The 18,010-nt window shown below is 65.9% G+C and carries 14 protein-coding genes; 11 read left to right on the top strand and 3 right to left on the bottom strand.

Annotation, left to right across the window (positions count from 1 at the left end; translation table 11 throughout):
* From LPA34_RS14100 to LPA34_RS14070, 7 genes are all read left to right on the top strand, one after another.
* Window positions 1-3,975 carry a tetratricopeptide repeat protein gene (locus LPA34_RS14100; protein ID WP_228979091.1) on the top strand — a complete coding sequence of 1,325 codons (3,975 nt, stop codon included), beginning with the start codon at window positions 1-3 and terminating at the stop codon, window positions 3,973-3,975.
* Between the two features lie 95 nt (window positions 3,976-4,070).
* Window positions 4,071-4,622, top strand: coding sequence for a penicillin-binding protein activator LpoB (locus LPA34_RS14095; RefSeq protein ID WP_228979089.1), 552 nt, complete (start codon window positions 4,071-4,073; stop codon window positions 4,620-4,622).
* A gap of 71 nt (window positions 4,623-4,693) precedes the next feature.
* Complete coding sequence (locus tag LPA34_RS14090) at window positions 4,694-6,103, top strand: PelD GGDEF domain-containing protein (RefSeq protein WP_228979260.1); 1,410 nt, start codon at window positions 4,694-4,696, stop codon at window positions 6,101-6,103.
* A complete protein-coding gene (locus tag LPA34_RS14085; protein ID WP_228979087.1) occupies window positions 6,096-7,112 on the top strand; it encodes a tetratricopeptide repeat protein in 1,017 nt (338 codons plus the stop codon). The genes LPA34_RS14090 and LPA34_RS14085 overlap by 8 nt, the downstream gene beginning before the upstream one ends.
* Window positions 7,109-8,749: a GT4 family glycosyltransferase PelF gene (gene pelF / locus LPA34_RS14080; protein ID WP_228979086.1), complete on the top strand. Its 1,641-nt coding sequence runs from the start codon at window positions 7,109-7,111 to the stop codon at window positions 8,747-8,749. The genes LPA34_RS14085 and pelF overlap by 4 nt, the downstream gene beginning before the upstream one ends.
* A complete protein-coding gene (pelG, locus tag LPA34_RS14075) occupies window positions 8,749-10,122 on the top strand; it encodes an exopolysaccharide Pel transporter PelG (RefSeq protein ID WP_228979085.1) in 1,374 nt (457 codons plus the stop codon). The genes pelF and pelG overlap by 1 nt, the downstream gene beginning before the upstream one ends.
* Before the next feature lie 48 nt (window positions 10,123-10,170).
* Window positions 10,171-11,070, top strand: a complete 900-nt coding sequence (locus LPA34_RS14070) for an endo alpha-1,4 polygalactosaminidase (protein ID WP_228979084.1) — start codon at window positions 10,171-10,173, stop codon at window positions 11,068-11,070.
* Between the two features lie 122 nt (window positions 11,071-11,192).
* Here the strand turns inward: LPA34_RS14070 and LPA34_RS14065 are convergent, their stop codons facing one another.
* Window positions 11,193-11,813, bottom strand: coding sequence for a LysE/ArgO family amino acid transporter (locus LPA34_RS14065; protein WP_228979083.1), 621 nt, complete (start codon window positions 11,811-11,813; stop codon window positions 11,193-11,195).
* A 98-nt stretch (window positions 11,814-11,911) separates the two neighbouring features.
* Here LPA34_RS14065 and LPA34_RS14060 point away from each other — a divergent pair, with 98 nt between their 5' ends.
* On the top strand, window positions 11,912-12,850 hold the full coding sequence (locus tag LPA34_RS14060) for a LysR family transcriptional regulator ArgP (protein ID WP_228979082.1): 939 nt from the start codon (window positions 11,912-11,914) through the stop codon (window positions 12,848-12,850).
* Here LPA34_RS14060 and LPA34_RS14055 read toward each other — a convergent pair.
* Both LPA34_RS14055 and LPA34_RS14050 read right to left on the bottom strand, forming a co-directional pair.
* A complete protein-coding gene (locus LPA34_RS14055) occupies window positions 12,847-14,097 on the bottom strand; it encodes an MFS transporter (protein WP_228979079.1) in 1,251 nt (416 codons plus the stop codon). The two genes, LPA34_RS14060 and LPA34_RS14055, sit on opposite strands and share 4 nt — an antisense overlap.
* A complete protein-coding gene (locus LPA34_RS14050; RefSeq protein WP_228979077.1) occupies window positions 14,094-15,128 on the bottom strand; it encodes a PRC-barrel domain containing protein in 1,035 nt (344 codons plus the stop codon). The genes LPA34_RS14055 and LPA34_RS14050 overlap by 4 nt, the downstream gene beginning before the upstream one ends.
* Before the next feature lie 556 nt (window positions 15,129-15,684).
* Between LPA34_RS14050 and LPA34_RS14045 the strand changes: the two genes are divergently transcribed.
* From LPA34_RS14045 to LPA34_RS14035, 3 genes are all read left to right on the top strand, one after another.
* On the top strand, window positions 15,685-17,067 hold the full coding sequence (locus tag LPA34_RS14045; RefSeq protein WP_228979075.1) for an NCS2 family permease: 1,383 nt from the start codon (window positions 15,685-15,687) through the stop codon (window positions 17,065-17,067).
* A gap of 136 nt (window positions 17,068-17,203) precedes the next feature.
* A complete protein-coding gene (locus LPA34_RS14040) occupies window positions 17,204-17,653 on the top strand; it encodes an ArsR/SmtB family transcription factor (protein ID WP_228979073.1) in 450 nt (149 codons plus the stop codon).
* A complete protein-coding gene (locus LPA34_RS14035; protein WP_228979071.1) occupies window positions 17,563-17,991 on the top strand; it encodes an SRPBCC family protein in 429 nt (142 codons plus the stop codon). The genes LPA34_RS14040 and LPA34_RS14035 overlap by 91 nt, the downstream gene beginning before the upstream one ends.
* Window positions 17,992-18,010: the final 19 nt, after the last annotated feature.

The raw sequence follows: 18,010 nt of genomic DNA, 5'->3' as shown, positions 1-18,010 counted from the left end.
ATGAACCAGCGTCCCCGTATCGCCTCGCCGTGGCTCGTGACGCTGCTCGCCGCCGTCGTGCTGCTGATCTTCTACGCGGCGTGGCCGCGCGGCGGCGTGCGCGAACGCATGATGTTCAGCGCCGCGCCGAGCGAGCTGAGCGTCGCGTATCTCGAAGCCTGGCTGCGTGCGAAACCCACGAGTCCGGAATTTCTTGCGCTGCTGGGCGAGCAGTATGCACGCCTCGGCCGTCTCGACGATGCACTGCATATCGCGCAGCGCATGGACGCGCTGAACAGCGAGCCGATGCGTCGCAAGGCGCTCCTGTTGCGGCTGTCGGTCGCCGAACAGCAGACGTTCGCGATTCCGGCGAGCGATCCGCTTCGCGCCGCGGCTTCGGCGAAGCTGCGCGCGCAGTTCGCGGCCGTCGCGAGCCTTGCGTGGCCGACGCCCGACCTGCAGATGCTCGCGCAGCGCGCGGCGGCCGCCGATGCGCCGCAACTGGCGATGCAGCTATATGAACGTCTCGCCGCGCAGGACCCGGCGCGTCACACGCAATGGAACACGCAGGCGTCGCGCTACGCGCTCTTTACCGGCGACTATCCGCACGCCGCCGCCGCGTGGTTCCGCGAGCAGGATGCGGCGACGACGCTCGACGCGCAGCGCCGCGATTTTCTCGCCGGCATTCGCGCGCTGCAGTCGGGCAACATGCTGAACGAGGCGCTCGCCGCCGCCGATCAGCACGCCGGCGTGCTGGCCGAAGACAAGGAAACGCTGATCGTCCTGCTGAACCTCGCGCGGGCCGCGAACCGGCCGGATCTCGAGCGCCGCTACGCGACCGCGCTGGCACGTTTTGCAGCGGTGCAGCCGGAAGCACGCGCGATGCTCCGTTACGCGTCGTTCAGGCCGGCACGTCGCGCGACGGCCGCCGGGCCGCAAACGCCGTACGCGTATATGGACGGCCCACAGGCGAATGGCTACACGCACCGGCGCTTCGCTGCCGGCACGCGAGGGTGGGGCACGGTGCATGTGCAACGCGTGGCGGCGACGACGCCGGCCGCGAATGTGCCAGCCGCTTCAGGTGCGAAAACGGGCAACCCCGCGGGCACAAAATCGGCTCCCGCGGCGAACAGCGCGGCTAACGGCGACGTAGCCGGCCTTGTGTTCCAGTCGTTTGTCGAAGCCGGCGACCTTGCCAGCGCGCAGAAGATCGCGTCGGAACAGGTCGCGAAAGACCCGCATTCCGCCGTCTGGCTCAAGCGCCTCGCGCAGATCGCCGAGTGGAACAATGCATCGCCGCTTGCGCTGAAGTCATGGCTTGCCTACGCGGAGATGTCGAACGATCCGGCGGCGTGGGCCAACGTGCTGCGCATCGCGCCGATGCTGGACGACGATCACGCCTGGCTCGCCGCGCTCACGCATGCGTCGCGGGCGAATCCGGACAACCTGAAGCTCGTCGACGACGTGGTCGCGACTTACGAGCGCCTCGGTCTGCCCGACGAAGCACTCGCGTTCCTCGCCGCGCTGCCTCGCGGGACGCAGGGCGAGGCGATCGACGACCGCATGGGCACGTTGAGCGAGCGGGCCGGCAAGGACGATGCGGCGCTCGCGATCTATCACAGGATGCAGATGCGCAGCCCGGGCAACGCGACGTACGCGCTGCGCACGGCGAGCCTGCTGTATCGCCACGGCGACTACAAGGGCGCTTTCGATGCATTGCAGAAGGCACGCAATGGCGCGAAAAACGACGACGAGGCGTTCTGGCGCAACTACGCGCAACTCGCGCGTCTGCTGCAACAGGACACGGCGGCCAACGATGGCTACGCGCATCTGCTTGCGGCAGGTGTCGCCACCCCCGAAGATCTCGGCGACATGACGTACTTCTACGACCCGTGGCCGATCGACGCCGCGCGTACGTCGGAATTGCAGTACCGCCATGACGGCACGCCGCGCGCGTTGCAGAACGCGCTCTACTACTACACGGAAGCGCAGGCGCCCGAGCGTGTCCGCGCACTGCTCGCGAGCCTGACGCCGGCACAACTGGCGGCGGCCGAAGCGGACCCGGGTTTCCTCGGCGCACGCGCCGAATACTATCGCCTGACCGACCGGCCGTTCGACGCGTTGCACGACCTGCAACACGCGATGAAGCTGCCGGGCGCGCCCAATGACCTGCGCACCGCGCTCCTGTGGATGCTCGTCGACTATGGCACCGACAGCGAACTGCGCGCGGCGCTCGCGACGTGGCGCGACTCGGCGCAACGCACATCGTCGCTGTGGGAGCCGTATGCGGCTGCCGAACTGCGTCTGGACCGGCCGGTTGCCGCGCTCGGCTATCTGCGGCTGGAAGCGGCCACGATGTCGCGCGATCCGCTCTGGCTGCTCGCTTATGCCGACGCGCAGGAAGCGGCCGGCCGCCCGGATCTCGCGTGGTCGATCCGCCGCAAGGTGTGGGTGCAGATGCAGAACGAGGAGCAGGCGGTCGCCACGCGTGGTCGCGGCGCGAGTGCGGCGCTGAAGCGTCGCGCCGGCCGTGACGCGGACACCCGCGAACAGCTCGCCGGCCAGACTGTGACGCTTGCGACGATCTTCGAGAACGGCGACGTGTCGAAGGCATTGCTCGACAGCCTGTTCGCGAAAGACCCGAGCCGTCAGAAAACGCCGCTCGAACGCCGCTCGCTGCTCGGCGATGTGCACGGCCTGCCGCCTGTGGCATCGAAGGATGCCGTCGCACGCGACGATGGCCGCCTGAAATCGGCAGTGGCGAAGGACGTCGCGGTGGCGTGGGCGCTGTCGACCGAATCGTTGCCGCTCGCGAAGCGCTGGCTGGCGCGACAGTACGCGAGCCGGCTGTTGCAGCCGGGCGATGCGCAACTCGCGATCGCGCTCGCCGACGGCGATACGACGACGATGAATCAGGTGCTCGACCGCGAAGGCGGCCGGCTGCCGATCGACAACCGCATCGATGCGCTGAGCGCGGTCGACCGGCCCGATGCGGCGCAACGGCTCGCGTTCAGAGGGCTCGAAGGCGCGCCGGACAACACCGACCTGCATACGCGTGTCGTCGAGACGGCGCTGGACTGGCCGCAGTCGATCGACGCGAGCGTGACGAGTTATGTCGAGCATCCGCTCGACTACATCGAGCAGACGCTGTCGGGGAGCCGCAAGATCGCCGAGCGTTACATGGTCGGCGTGACGGGCATCCAGCGCTTCCAGCATTCGACGGACGAGACGCAGCTCATCAACGTGCCGTCGGTGGACCGCTCGTTCGAGTTCTTCGCCCGGCGCCAGACGCTCGATTCCGCGTTGATGGTGACGGCGGGCCGCCGCGAGGCGCTCGACAGCTTCTACACGCTCGCGCTCGACGGCGAAACCGGCCGCAATTCGCCGCTGACGCTGAGCGCGCACGCGGGCCGCAACGAAACGGCGACGGAGACGCAAACCTTGCAGGTCGGCGGCATGAAGGACAACCTGATCGCCGGGCTCACGTATCGCGTGACCGAACGCATCCAGATATCGGGCACCGTCGAGGCGGACCGTTTCTATAGCCAGGCCCGCGCGTATCTGGGCAGCGGCATCCTGTCGAACGGCGAAATCGCGTACCGCTTTCACACCGTATATCCGGACTTCACGCTGCGGCTCGTCGGCACGCGCGGCAGCTATGGCGCAAGCGGCCAGCCGGACGCGCTGATCTCGGGCATCGTGCCGGCAGGGGCGGGGCTCGCCGGCGCGTTCATTCCGGATACGTACGCGCAGTACGGCCTTTACTTCGGCTTCGGCAACGATCTGCGCGAGCAGTACACGCACCGCTGGCGTCCGTTCATGGACGTCGGCATCCTGCACGACTCGATTCAGGGCTGGGGTCCGCAGCTGAGTGTCGGCGTGGCGGGCACCGTGTTCGGCGGCGATCATCTCTCGATGTTCCTGGAGCATGACCGCGTGACGAGGGTCGGTACGCCAGTGACGGAAATAGGCGCGCGTTACAGCTGGTTCTATTGAAGAAGTTCGTACCATCGGGGCGAGCCAGGCGGCAGACAGCCGCAGGCACGCGCCCGGCTAGCAGACAATTTCGACGTTATTTGAGGAGCTGTTCCATGATCGGTATCAAGGGGTTTGCCCGTCTGGGTACGTGGTGCGCGACAGCGGCCGCATCTGTTCTGCTCGTGACCGCCTGCGGCACGGTGAGACAGACGGCGGCGCCGGCGCTGTCTGCAGCGGATACGGTGGCCGTGGCGTCGATCGCCAACTACACTGAAACACCCGACGCCGGCCGCAGCGCCGGTTCGATCGCCGCCAACACACTGCGCGCCAGCGGCCTGACGGACGTGCGCGTGGCGCCGGCCGACGCGAGCCCGAACGCGATGTTCGACGCGGCGCAGGCCGACAGCATCGGCAAGAAACTCGACTGGGCGCGCGCGCAGCACGTGAAATATGTGCTGACGGGCGCGGTCGAGGAATGGCGCTACAAGGCCGGCGTGGATGGCGAGCCGGCGGTCGGCGTCACCTTCGAACTGCTCGACGTATCGACCGGCCGCGTGGTGTGGAGCGCAACCGGCACGCGTACGGGCTGGAGCCGTTCCGGCCTGTCGGATGTCGCGACCGTTCTGATCGGCAAGGTGCTCTCGCCGCTGGGCGCGAGCCGCTAGGTTCGACATTTTCAGCCATGGCCAGCAGCAAGCCGCCCATGAGCAACGCGACACGTCATAAGGAACAGGCCGTGAATACCGCCGCCGTGCAATCCGCCTCTGGCGCATCGAAACCGCGTAACGCCAATCCGTTTGGCAACCTCGGACGCGTGCGCCGTTTTCTGGCCCCTGCTGTGGCGCGGCCGTTCGCGATCGTCGAGTCGATCGTCTTCATGGCCGTCGTGTGCGGTGTCGCGTGGCTGGTCGATCCGCATGATCCGCTGCTGCTGGGCGCGGGCTTTCCGTGGCTGTGGCTCGCTGCGCTCGTCGTCGCGCTGCGCTATGGCACGCTGCTCGGGCTGCTCGCGGGCGCACTGCTGCTTGCCGACTGGGCGCTGTTCTATTCGCACGGCGGCGCGTTTCCCGTCATGTTCTTCTCGGGCGGCCTCATCGAAACGATCGTCACCGGCCACTTCGGCGATACGTGGGGCAGCCGCACCGCGCGCGCGTCCGCGCTCAACGATTATCTGAACGACCGGCTCGTCGCGCTGACGAACAGCCACTATCTGCTGCGCCTGTCGCACGAACGGCTCGAAAAGGATCTGCTGTCGAAGCCCACCACGCTGCGCGATTCGATTACCGAGTTGCGCCGTCTTTCGGTGACGCGTGATGCACAGGCTCCGGCATCCGCCGGTGCGCGCGATGAGGCGCTGCCGGGCGTGCACGGTCTGCTCGAATTCGTCGCGCAGGCCTGCCAGGTCGAAGTCGCGGCGCTCTATCCGGTGCATGGCGGACGTCTGTCGACTGAAGCGGCCGCGCGCATCGGCGACGCCTTCGACTTCGATCCAAAGGACGAACTCGTCACGCATGCGATCAATACGCTCGCCATCGCGCATCTGAAGAGCGAGGAGACGCCGGTGACGAATACGCATTACGTCGTCTGCGCGCCGCTCGTGTCCGCCGATGGCGAGCTGATCGCGCTGCTGGTCGTGAAGCGCATGCCGTTCCTGTCGCTGAACTTCGACAACCTGCAACTGCTGCTCGTGCTGCTCGGCTATTACGCGGACGGCGTCGAACACTCGGCGTTCGTGCAGCGGATTCTCGATACGGTGCCGGACTGCCCGTACGATTTCGCGCTCGACCTCGGGCGCCTGACACGCCTGCAGCGCGAGGCGGGCGTCGCGTCCTCGCTCGTGGCGCTCGCGTTCCCGCGCGACGAAGCCGGCGATTCGCTGTTCGAGCACGTGATGCGCCGTCGCCGTTCGCTCGACGTGATGTGGCCGGTGCGTACCGCGGAACAGTCGGTACTGGTGAACCTGATGCCCGCTACCGATACGACCGGTATCGACGGCTATCTCGCGCGGACCGAAGGCAGCCTGGCGGCGCAGTTCAATACCGATCTCGAAGCGGCGCGGGTGGGCGTGCATACGCTGCATCTCGACGGCACCGAGCCGGGCACGGCACTGCTGCGTCTTCTCCAGCGAAGCGGCGTCAATGTCTAACGCCAACGTCCGCACTCGTCTCATAACGGCGCTTGCCGTCGTGGTCGCCGTGATCGCGCAGGTCGTCGCGCTCCGGCAGCTGCTGCATCCGGCGGCGAGCGTCGATCCGCTCCTGCTGTTTCTGGTGCTCCAGGCCGTCGCCGGGTTCGCCGAAGCCGTGGCGCTGAGCGGTTTTCTGCCCGTGCGCTACCGCGAGCCGCGCGTCGCGTCGCTCCTTCTGCTGTGGCTGCTGTGTACCTTCGTGCCGCTGTGCGGCGGGCTCGTCGTGCTGACGAGCTGCATCTGGGCCGCATGTTTCCCTGGTTCGCGGGAAAGCGGGTTGCTGGCCGATGTGCCGCGCCCGCAGTTCGTCACGTGGCTCGTGTCGCGCGTCTCGCATGGCGGCGGCGCGCGGCTGCAGGCGCGCCTCGCGAATACGCAGGTTCCCGCCACCGACCGGCTGTCGGCGCTCGTTGCGATCCAGGGCATGCCCACGCGCACGACCGGCACGCTGCTGCGCGAACTGCTCGCCGATTCGCTGGAAGACGTGCGCCTGATCGCATACGGTACGCTCGATCACGCTGAGAACGAGATCATGCAGAAGATCTTCCAGACCGGCAAAGCGCTGGAAGCCGCGAACGACGACCGCGAACGTCATGCGCTCAACCGGCGGCTGGCGGAACTGCATTTCGAACTCGTGTACCAGAACCTCGTGCAGGGTGTCGTGTACCGGCACACGCTCAAACAGGCGGACCGCCACGCGCGCGCCGCGCTCGAAACCGACGACAGCGACGCCGCGCTGTGGCTGATCCGCGGCCGTCTCGCGCTCGCCGACGGCAAACCGGAAGACGCCGAAGCGTGCATGTCGCGCGCGCAGGCGCTCGGCTTCCCGCGCGAACGGCTGGTGCCGTGGCTCGCCGAGGTCGCGTATCTGCGCGGCGATTACCGTCAGGTGTCCACGCTGCTCGCATCGCTCGGCAACGCCGCGGTGTTCCCTACACTCAAACCGGTTGTGAGCTACTGGTCATGACGAAATCGTCCCTGATGCGTCGCGCCGCCGATGCCGATGTCTGCCTGTTGCTCGAAGGCACGTTTCCGTATGTGCGCGGCGGTGTGTCGAGCTGGGTCAATGAGATGGTAGGGGCGTACCCGTCCACGCGTTTTTCGATCGTCTTTATCGGCAGCCGCCAGGAAGACTACGCGGGTGCGGCCTACGCACTGCCCGACAACGTCGTGCATTTCGAGGCGCATTACCTGTACGAGCATACCGACGCGGACGTGCGTCAGCCGCATGCGATGGAAGGGGACCGCGCCGCGTTCGCGCGCTCGGCCGAACTGCACGCGGCGCTGCGCGATCCGCAGGGCGCGCTGGACGCAGGCGGCCTGATGGCCGGCATGATACCGATGCTCGGCGAACATGGCGCGTTGAGCGAAGCGCAGTTCCTCACCAGCCGCGCGGCATGGGAAACCATCGTCGATCAATACCAGCAGTACTGTACGGACCCGTCGTTCACCGACTACTTCTGGACCGTGCGCATCATGCACAAGCCGTTGTGGCAACTGGTGCGCATAGCCGAAGAACTGCCGCCGGCGCGCGTGTATCACACGGTGTCGACGGGGTACGCGGGCTTTCTCGGCGCGATCCTGCATCACCGCACGCGTCGTCCGCTGCTGGTGTCCGAGCATGGCATCTACACGAAGGAACGCAAGATCGATCTGCTGCAAAGCCGCTGGATCCGCGATAACCGTGGCGTGTTCGAGCGCGACATCTCGAAGGTCAGCTATTTCCGTGAACTGTGGGTGCGCTTCTTCGAGGCGATCGGCAAGATGGCCTACGATGCGGCCGACGATATCGTCGCGCTGTACGAAGCGAACCGCCAGCGGCAGATCGCCGACGGCGCCGACGCGAGCCGCACGCAGAACATTCCGAACGGCATCGACGTGGACGGCCTCGCGCCGCTCGTCGCGAAGCGCGGGGCGGGTCCACATCGGGTGGTGGGGTTGATCGGGCGGGTGGTGCCGATCAAGGACATCAAGACGTTTATCCGCGCGCTCTTTATCGCGTCGCGCACGATGCCCGATATCGAAGGCTGGATTATCGGACCGGAAGAGGAAGATCCGGCCTATGCGCTCGAATGCCGGGCGCTGGTCGAAAGCCTGGGTCTCGCGAAGAACGTGAAGTTCCTCGGCTTCCAGCGCATCGATGACGTGCTGCCGAAAATCGACGTGATCGCGCTGACGTCGATCAGCGAGGCGCTGCCGCTCGTCGTGCTGGAGGGCTTCGCGGCCGGCGTGCCCGCGATCACCACCGACGTCGGATCGTGCCGCGAGCTGATCGAAGGCGAAACCGCGGAGGATCGTGCACTCGGTTCGGCGGGTCTCGTCGTGCAGCTCGCGAATCCGGCGGCGTTCGCTGCGGCGGTGCTGTCGCTGCTCGGTGACGACGTGCGCTGGCAGGCCGCGCAACAGGCGGGTCTTGCGCGCGTGCGCCGCTATTACACGCGCGCGCAGATGATCGACCGCTACCGCATCCTCTACGAAAAACTCGCGGCCGCGCCCGATTCCCAGGGCGCGGATCAGGCCGGGGCGCGCTGCCCGGTGCCGCACGCCGCGCGCGCCACGCAAACCGGTATGCAAACCGGCACGCAAACGCAGGAGACACGCTGATGGCGGGTATCGGCTTCGAACTACGTAAAATCCTGCGGCGCGAAACGCTGACCGGCGTGGCGCGCGCATACGCGTACGCCGGCCTGATCAGTTCGGGCCCGCTCATCCTGTCGATCTTCGGCATTCTGATCATCGGCGTGCTGAGTCTTGCGTTCGTGATTCCGAAGTACGCAATCGTGCAGTTCCAGGTGTCGGTGACCTACATCATCGCGCTCAGCCTGATACTGACAGGGCCGTTGCAGCTATCGTTCACGCGTTTCATCTCCGACCGCCTGTTCGAAAAGCGCGACGACCTGGTGCTGTCGAACTACAACGGCGTGGTGCTCGTCTCGACGATCGCGTCGGGCGTATGCGGATTCGTCGCGATGGCGTTCCTGTTCCGTGCCGAACCGCTGCTGTACCGGTTGCTGATGGTCGCGGGCTTCGTCGTGGTGAGCAACATCTGGATCGCGGTGATCTTTCTGTCGAGCGTCAAGCAGTACCGGCAGATCCTGCTGGTGTTCCTCGTCGGCTATACATGCACGGTGGGGTTCGCGCTGCTGCTCAACCGCAACGGTCTCGTGGGCCTGCTCGGCGGGTTTGTCGCGGGGCATCTGGTCTTGCTGGCCGGCTTGTCGGGTCTTATTTATCGTGACTACCGAAGCACGCGTTTCATCTCGTTCGAGGTGTTCCAGCGGCGCTTTGCCTATCCCAGCCTCGCGATCGTGGGCCTGCTGTTCAATCTGGGCGTGTGGCTCGACAAGTTCATGTTCTGGTATGCGCCGGGTACGGGCACGCAGGTGATCGGACCGCTGCATGCATCGGTGATCTACGACATTCCGGTTTTCATCGCGTACCTGTGCGTGATGCCGGGCATGGCGACGTTTCTGGTGCGTATCGAAGCGGATTTCGTCGAATACTACGACGCGTTCTACGACGCGGTGCGCAGCGGCGCGACGCTGCGCCATATCAACGACATGCGCGACATGATGGTTGGCAGCGTGCGCACCGGCCTGTACGAAATCATCAAGGTGCAGGCGGTCGTGCTGTTGCTGATCGTCACATTCGGCGCGCGGATTCTCGAATCGCTGCATATTTCGGCGCTCTATATGCCGCTGCTGGTCATCGATGTGATTTCGGCGAGCCTGCAGGTGTTGCTGCTCGGTCTGCTGAACGTGTTCTTTTATCTCGACGGCCGTCGCATCGTGCTGAAGCTGACGGCGGCGTTCGTCGTGCTCAACGGGCTCTTTACCGGTTTCACGCTGTGGCTCGGCCCCGATTCATATGGCTATGGTTTTGCGCTGGCGCTGCTCGCCGTGGTGATCGCGGCCGTCACGGTGCTCGACCGGAAATTCGCTTCGCTCGAGTACGAAACATATATGCTGCGGAATTGACGTATCGGACATGCTGCGCCCTCCATCGCATCGACAGGAACAGGTGCCGTGAAGTTTGAACATCCTGACCGCTATTCATTGCGCGCGATGCTCCGCTTCGCGTCGCGCATCGCGCGTGTTGTGATCGTTGGCGCGCTGTCTTCTGCCGTGCATGCGCAGGCATCGTCGGGTGCGCCAGCGAAGCCGTCGATTGCGCTTTTCTATGGCGAGCACCCGCCGGTCGCGCAGCTGGAAGCGTTCGACATCGCGGTCATCGAGCCGGACAGCGGTTTCGATCCGCTTGCGCACAGGAACGCGCATACCGCGTGGTTTGCCTACGTCAGCGTGGGTGAAGTGTCGCGTGAGCGGCCGTACTACGCGGCGATACCGAAGGCGTGGCTCGTGGGCAGCAACGACACCTGGGCATCGACAGTGGTGGATCAGGATGCGGCGGGCTGGCCCGCGTTCTATGTCGAGCACGTGATCGCGCCGCTGTGGAAGCTCGGTTATCGCGGCTTCTTTCTCGACACACTCGATTCGTACCAGCTGGTCGCGAAAACCGCTGAAGCGCGCGCGCGCCAGGAAGCCGGGCTGGTGAGCGTGATCCGCGCGATCAAGGCGCGCTATCCCGGCGCGAAGCTGATCCTCAACCGTGGCTTCGAAATCCTGCCGCAGGTGCATGCGCTTGCGTACGTCGTCGCGTTCGAGTCGCTGTATCGCGGCTGGGATCAGGCAAAACAGCGCTATGTCGAGGTGTCGCGGGACGATCGCGACTGGCTGCTTGCGCAGGCGAAGACGATTCGCGAGCAATACCGTTTGCCGGTCCTGTCGATCGATTACTGCGCGCCTGACGATCACGCATGCGCGCGCGATACCGCCGCGCTGATCAGCGCGGTGGGCATCATGCCGTATGTGACCGATGGCGGGTTGCAGACTGTCGGGACGGGGCCGGCGAGCGCCGACCGGTGAAGAAGGCTGTCCGGGCGTTACGGATTCTGGTGCTGGCCGCACGGCATCCGCTGCGCCCGCATCTGATACGTCTCCTGATACGAATTCCTGCCGCGAAGGCCGTTGCTGTTTAGGGGAACAACTTACCGCAACTGCGTCACCGCGATCAGCAAGACCATGCCCCCAATCGCGCCGTCGAGTACGCGCCACGCGGCGGCTCGCCGGAAGACCGGCGCGAGCGCGCGGGCACCATAACCCAGCAGCACGAACCACACCGCGCTCACCGCCATCGCCCCGAGCGCGAACGCCATGCGCCCGCTCTGTGCTTCGCGCGCCCCGGCGGTGCCGATCAGCAGGAACGTGTCCAGATAGACGTGTGGATTCAGCCAGGTCAATGCGAGCGTCATCAGCAGAACTGGCAGCGCGCGCTGCCGCACGGGCGCGGCGTCCCCGCCGGCGGCATCCAGCACCGCGTGCCCGGGTTTGACCGCGCGCCGCAGCGCGCCGATACCGAACCACACGAGATACGCGAGACCCACATACAGCATCGCGTGCACGAACGCCGGATAGCGCTCGACGAGCGCCGATGCGCCGCCCACGCCAAGCGCGATCAGGATGAAGTCCGACAGCGTGCACAGCACGACGATCTTCCCGACGTGCGAGCGCATGATGCCCTGACGTAGAACGAACGCGTTCTGCGCCCCGATGGTGACGATCAGCGAAGCGCACAACGCCGCGCCATGCGAAAAAGCGAGCCAGTCCATAGCCTGATCCAGTAGACGGTTGAAACGAATGACGCTAGTCTGCGATTTCGAAGTCCATAAGAGAAGCTAATTCACTTAATGCGGATTAAGGAGCGCTAATGCTCGACTATGCCTTGCTGGACGCACTCGCGGCCGTCGTGCGCCACGGTTCGTTCGATCGCGCCGCGAATGAACTCAACGTAACGCCGTCCGCGGTGTCGCAGCGCGTGAAGCTGCTGGAAGAGCGCGTCGGCAGCGTGCTGGTGAAGCGCGGGCAGCCGTGCGTCGCGACAACCTCCGGCGCGCTGCTGTGCCGCCACACCGAACGCGTGCAGCTGCTCGAAGCCGAACTGGGCGGGCGCCTGCCGACGCTGCCGGGCGCGCTCGTCGAATCGTGGCCCACGTTGCGTGTCGCGGTGAACGACGACAGCGTCGGCACCTGGTTCATCGACGCCGTCGCGGATTTTTGCGTCGAGCGCGAAATGCTGCTCGATCTCGTGATCGACGACCAGGATCACACCGCGCAGCGCATTCGCGACGGCAGCGTGCAGGGCGCCGTGACGACGCAGGCGGACCCCGTGCAGGGCTGCCGCTCGACGCGCCTCGGCCGCATGCGCTATCTGGCGGTCTGCGCGCCGCGCTATTTCGAGCGGCATTTCGCCGAAGGTGTCACGCGCGACGCCTTGCGCAACGCGCCGTGTGTCGACTTCAATCCGAAGGACCAGTTGCAGAAACGCTTCATGCGCCGCGTGACGCGCGCGGAGCTCGATCCGCCGCTGCACTGGATTCCGCACGTCGCGGGATTTCTGCGCGCGTGCGTGACGGGGATGGGGTGGGGCATGTGCCCGGAGCGGATGGTCGCGCCGCATCTGGCGAGCGGCGAACTTGTCGAGATGACACCGGGCAGGCATCTCGACATCGATCTCTACTGGCAGAGCTGGCGCCTTTCGATCGGCTGGCTCGACGATTTCAGCGCCGTGCTGAGAAAGCGCGCCACCGGGTTTCTCGATCAGACCGGGCGCTGCGAAACGACGGTTTCGCCGCCGCGCCGGCCCTAATGCACCTCCGGCACCCCGGCTGTTTCACCGTTCGCGGCGCTGTCGCGGGTTTCCGGCATGGCGACCCACACGAGCAGCACGGCGAGCGCACCCGCCGCGGCCAGCCCGAAGAAACTGAACGCATTGCCGAAGTGATCGGCGACGAATCCCGCCACCGTCGTGCTCAACGTCGCGCCAATCCCGGCCGAGAGCCCGAAGAGCCCGATACACAGGTTGTAGCGCCCCTTGCCACCCGCGACGTCGGCGGCGATCAGCGGCAGCATCACGCCGAACACCGCGGCGCTCAGGCCGTCGAGCATCTGCACGGGCACGAGCAGATACGGGCTGCTCACGCCGGCGAACAGCAGCGCGCGTAACGGCAGCGCCGAGAAACCGAGCAGCAGGACTGGCCGGCGTCCCCAGCGTTCGGCCGAGCGGCCGACCCACGGCGAGAGCATCGCGACGATCGCCTGCGGCACGATGATGCAGGCCGCGATCACGAGCTGCACGTAGTCGCCCATGCCCGCGGTCACTTCGCCTGCGGCGAGGTTGAGCATCGCCGCATTCGACAGATGGAACAGCACCACGCATGCCGCGAAAATCAGCATCCGTTTGTCGCGCAGCAGTTCACGCAACGTCTCGCGTTCTTCCTTTTCCGGCTTGGGTTTGGGCTTGTGCTTCACCGCGACCGGCGTCGGGTGCGGATTCGTGTGAATCATGGCGAGCGCGAAGAGCGCGGGCACCGCGAGCGCGCCGGTGAGCCAGAAGACCGCTCGCGGTGAATAGTATTCGCCGAAGAGTCCCATCAGGCCCGCCGCGACCGCGCTGCCAATCGACGCCCAGCGCGCGTTCTGGCCGAGCCGGTCGCCGAGATCGTGTCGGCCCACCAGCGTGATCGAGATAGCCGCCATCGCCGGCACGAGCATGCAGCTCGCGAAGCCGTGGAAGACCTCCGCGATCATCACTGGCAGCACGGTCGGGCTGCTGGCGAGCAGCAGCGCGCTCGCGATGATCGCGATGATCGCCCACGCGGCCGCACCCTTCTTGTTGCGCAGGGCGTCGACGACGGCGCCGCCCGGCACCTGGCTCACCATCGCGCTGATCGTGCCGACCGAGAGTGCGAGACCGATTTCGCCCTGTGTCCACTTGTGCGACGCGAGGTACGAAGCGATGAACGGACCAAATCCCGTCTGCACATTGGCGACGAAAAAATTCAGCCAGTTGAGGGCATGCAGACTGCGCGCGTCCGCCTTGTGTCGGTCGGTCATCGGGCAGGCTTCACAGAAGAGGCCGCAGCCGTGGACGACGATGCGCTCGCAGTCGCCCTGGCAGGCGCGGGCGCGGGGGCAGGAGATGGGGCAGGTGGCGCCGCGGGGGCTGGAGGTGCCGGCGAAACCGCGCGGATCGGTCCGTCCGTCGTGTACGAAGGCGAGGCCTTGATCTGCGCCTCGCTCAGATCGATGAGCGGCGTCAGTTCCTTGTTCTTCGTGACGAAGTGCAGCGCCGACCAGTTGGCCGCGATCGTGCGCCGGTCGGGGTTGATGATGCCGCTCACGTCGAGCACGACCGCCTGCGGCTGCGCGGCGCCGTCGATCAGCACATCGATGATGCGTCCCACCTTGTCGCCGTTCGCGCGTTCGACGTTCGTGTCGAGCAGCGGCAGCTGTCCGGGGCTGACGGGCGGTGGCGAAGTGCCGGCGAGCGGCCCGGCGAGTTTCGGCCGGATCGAGAACGGCAGCTTGCCCTGCGGCATGTTGATCGTGATCGGCGCGCCCTTCGCGGCGGGCGCGAAGCGAAACGCGTTCCACGGGAAATTCGCCTTGCGGTCGCCGATGCCGAGAAAGCCCAGCAGATTCACGACCATTTCGCGCGGTGTGCCGCTGGCATCCGTGATGAGATCGACTGCGCGGCCGACGACCTTGCCGTCGGGCCGCTGCACTTCGCTGTCGAGCAGGCCGTGCGCGGTGTTGCGCTCGATGGTGCGGGTCGTGATGATCGGCGGGGGCGGCGCGGGCGGCGCCGACGCGGGCACGGGCGGCGGCGGTTCCTCGACCTTGTGCGGCTTCACGACCGGATGCTTCGGCTTTTTCGGCACCGGGTGGCCGGAGGTGTCGGTCTGCTCGGGCTCGTTGTCCTCGATGACGAGCGGCGGCGCTTCGGGTTCGGCCGGAATCGCTTCGGCGTCGCGGATCGGCGCGGGCGATTGCAGCTCCAGCAGGCTGCAGCCCGAGAGGAACCACGCCGCAAGGACGATCAGGATCGCGAGACGGAAAGCTGGACGTGGGAAACCGCCACTCATCTAGAAGGACTCCATGGGCACAGACGGGCACGTAATCGTGACCGCCATCGATACAGTTGGTCGCGTGTCAGGCCGAGAGTTTAACCCGCGCGGTGTGTCCCGCCCGCGTTGGGGCCGGATTGCAGTCCCGAAACGCGCCTGCCGCATCCGCCGCATCCGCGCGCCCGACCCTGGCGGGAAGCGGCCGGGCACGTGTTTGAGGCGCTGGAAACCGTAGGTGTAAACACGCGGCCCGCCGTGCCACCCGACCGTCCTGCAACGACATAAGGACCGCGACATATTCTTCATGCCGCACATGCGATGGGAGATATGTTTGTGTTCCCCTACATTTCGTGACAGCACAAGAAGAACAGAGCGTCGCGCGCAATGGCGGGTTGCAGGCAGATCGTCAGCAAGAGTCTGGCCGCGCGACGGGCCCGCACAACGGATACGCGTTCAACCCCTGCACAAAGCGGCCCCTGGTACGCCGGCGGGCACACATAACACGTAACGAGACAAACCTGATGACGGCCGGCTCATTGACCGTTTCAGCATGCTGATAAAGGAGTCGCTTACCATGATGGAACCCCAGGCCCAGCCGATTAGCGAAGTCGGCGTCCAGTCCTTCGATTCGAAGGGCATGCTCGACCGGTACTTTGAAATCACCTCGCGCGGCAGCACGCAGCGGCAGGAAATCGTCGCGGGCATCACAACGTTTCTCGCGATGGTCTATTCCGTGTTCGTCGTGCCGGGCATGTTCGGCAAGGCGGGCTTCGACACCAGCGCGGTGTTCGTCGCCGTATGTCTGACCACGGCGTTCGGCTCGCTCCTGATGGGCGTCTGGGCGAAGCTGCCGATCGCCATCGGCTGCGCGATCTCGCTCACCGCATACACCGCATTCGGCCTCGTGCTCGGTAAAGGCCTGCATCCGACGGTCGCGCTCGGCGCGGTCTTCCTGATGGGCCTCGTGTTCACCGGCATCTCGGTGACGGGCGTGCGCTCGTGGATCCTGCGCAATCTGCCGTCGGGCATCGCGCACGGCACGGGCATCGGCATTGGCCTCTTCCTGCTGCTGATCGCGGCAAACGACGTCGGTCTCGTCGTGAAGAATCCGGGGCCGGGACTGCCGGTGCAACTCGGACACATCACGTCGTTGCCGGTGATCATGTCGGTGGCCGGGCTCGCGGCGATCTTCGGTCTGGTGCGCCGTCGCGTGCCGGGTTCGATCCTGCTCGTGATCGTCGCGATTTCCGCGATCGCGCTGATCATCGATCCGGCGGTTGCATTCCATGGTTTCTTTGCGGTGCCTTCGCTGTCGGCGCCGGGACACGCATCGCTCATCGGCTCGATGGACATCAAGGGCGCACTGTCACTGACCGTGATCCCCAGCGTGCTCGCTCTCGTGATGACGGCTGTGTTCGACGCCACCGGCACGATTCGCGCCGTCGCGGGGCAGGCCGGCCAGCTGGATGCGAATGGCCGCATCATCAACGGCGGCCGCGCGCTGACGGCCGATTCGATCAGCTCGATCTTCTCCGGTTTCCTGGGCGGCGCGCCGGCCGCGGCGTATATCGAATCGACCGTGGGTGTCGCCGCGGGTGCGAAGACGGGCCTTGCCGCCGCCGTGGTCGGACTCGCGTTTCTCGTCGTGATGTTCTTCTCGCCGCTTGCAAGCCTCGTGCCTTCCTATGCAACCGCACCGGCGCTGATGTATGTCGGTCTCCTGATGCTGAGCAGCGTCAGCAAGCTCGACATGAAGGACACGATCGACTCGATGTCCGGCCTCGTGTGCGCCGTGTTCATCGTGCTCACGGCGAACATCGTCACCGGCATCATGCTCGGCTTCTGCACGCTCGTGATCGGTCGCGTGGTAAGCGGCGAGTTCCGCAAGCTCAACGTCGGCACGGTGGCGATCGCACTGGTGCTCGCCGTGTTCTACCTCGGCGGCTGGGCGATCTGATGCACGCATGATGCGCAGGGCGTGGCTCTGAATCAGAATTCGCGTCACGTCGCGTTTTGAGGCGATACGTCAGGCGCTTCATGGCAATTCGCCATGAAGCGCCTTTTGCTTTTGAGGCGTCGCAGGTTCTCTTGACATGCCGGCTTCATCGTCTATACTTAACTTCATGGTTAAGTATATGGACACGGCTCTGGACCGCACGTTTTCCGCGCTGGCGGATCCTACGCGGCGTGCGATGCTCGCGCGCCTTTCCGGCCAGCACGACCTGTCGGTGAGCGAGCTCGCCGCGCCGTTCGAGATGTCGCTGCCGGCGGTGATGAAGCATCTCGACGTGCTGTCCGAAGCGGGGCTGGTCACGCGCACGAAAACCGGACGCACCGTTGCGTGCCGGCTCGCGCCCGCGCCCATGGAGGAAGCGATGGAATGGCTCACCCGCTACCAGCGCTTCTGGACTGATCAGCTCGATCGACTTGCTGCCTTTGTGGAGAAAGACGCATGCTCACCCGACCCAGTCTTACGATCCAGCGCCGCATCAACGCCTCGCCCGAAAAAGTCTGGCGCGCCTGGACGGACCCGGCGCAAATAGCGATGTGGTGGACCCCGATGGGCAACAAGGTCACGCACGCCGAAATGGACGTGCGCGTGGGCGGCCGGTTTCACGTGATCATGCACGCACCGGATGGCGGAACGAACGACGTCAGCGGCGAATATCGCGAGATCGTGCCCGGCACGAAACTGGTGTTCACGTGGGCGTGGATCACGACGCCCGAACGCGAATCACTCGTCACGATCGTGCTGAGGCGCGATGGCGACACAACTCTTCTTACGCTCACGCACGAGCAGTTCGTCGACGAAGCCGCGCGTGACAGTCACCGGTCCGGCTGGACGGATGTGCTCGACGCGCTCGAACACCTGTTTGCCTGACCCGATACGGAGGACGCGC

It is taken from the genome of Paraburkholderia gardini, from assembly GCF_907164575.1.
Taxonomy (GTDB): domain Bacteria; phylum Pseudomonadota; class Gammaproteobacteria; order Burkholderiales; family Burkholderiaceae; genus Paraburkholderia; species Paraburkholderia gardini.
Note: the sequence above shows the minus strand (reverse complement) of the source record. Positions and strands in the feature narration are given on the sequence as shown.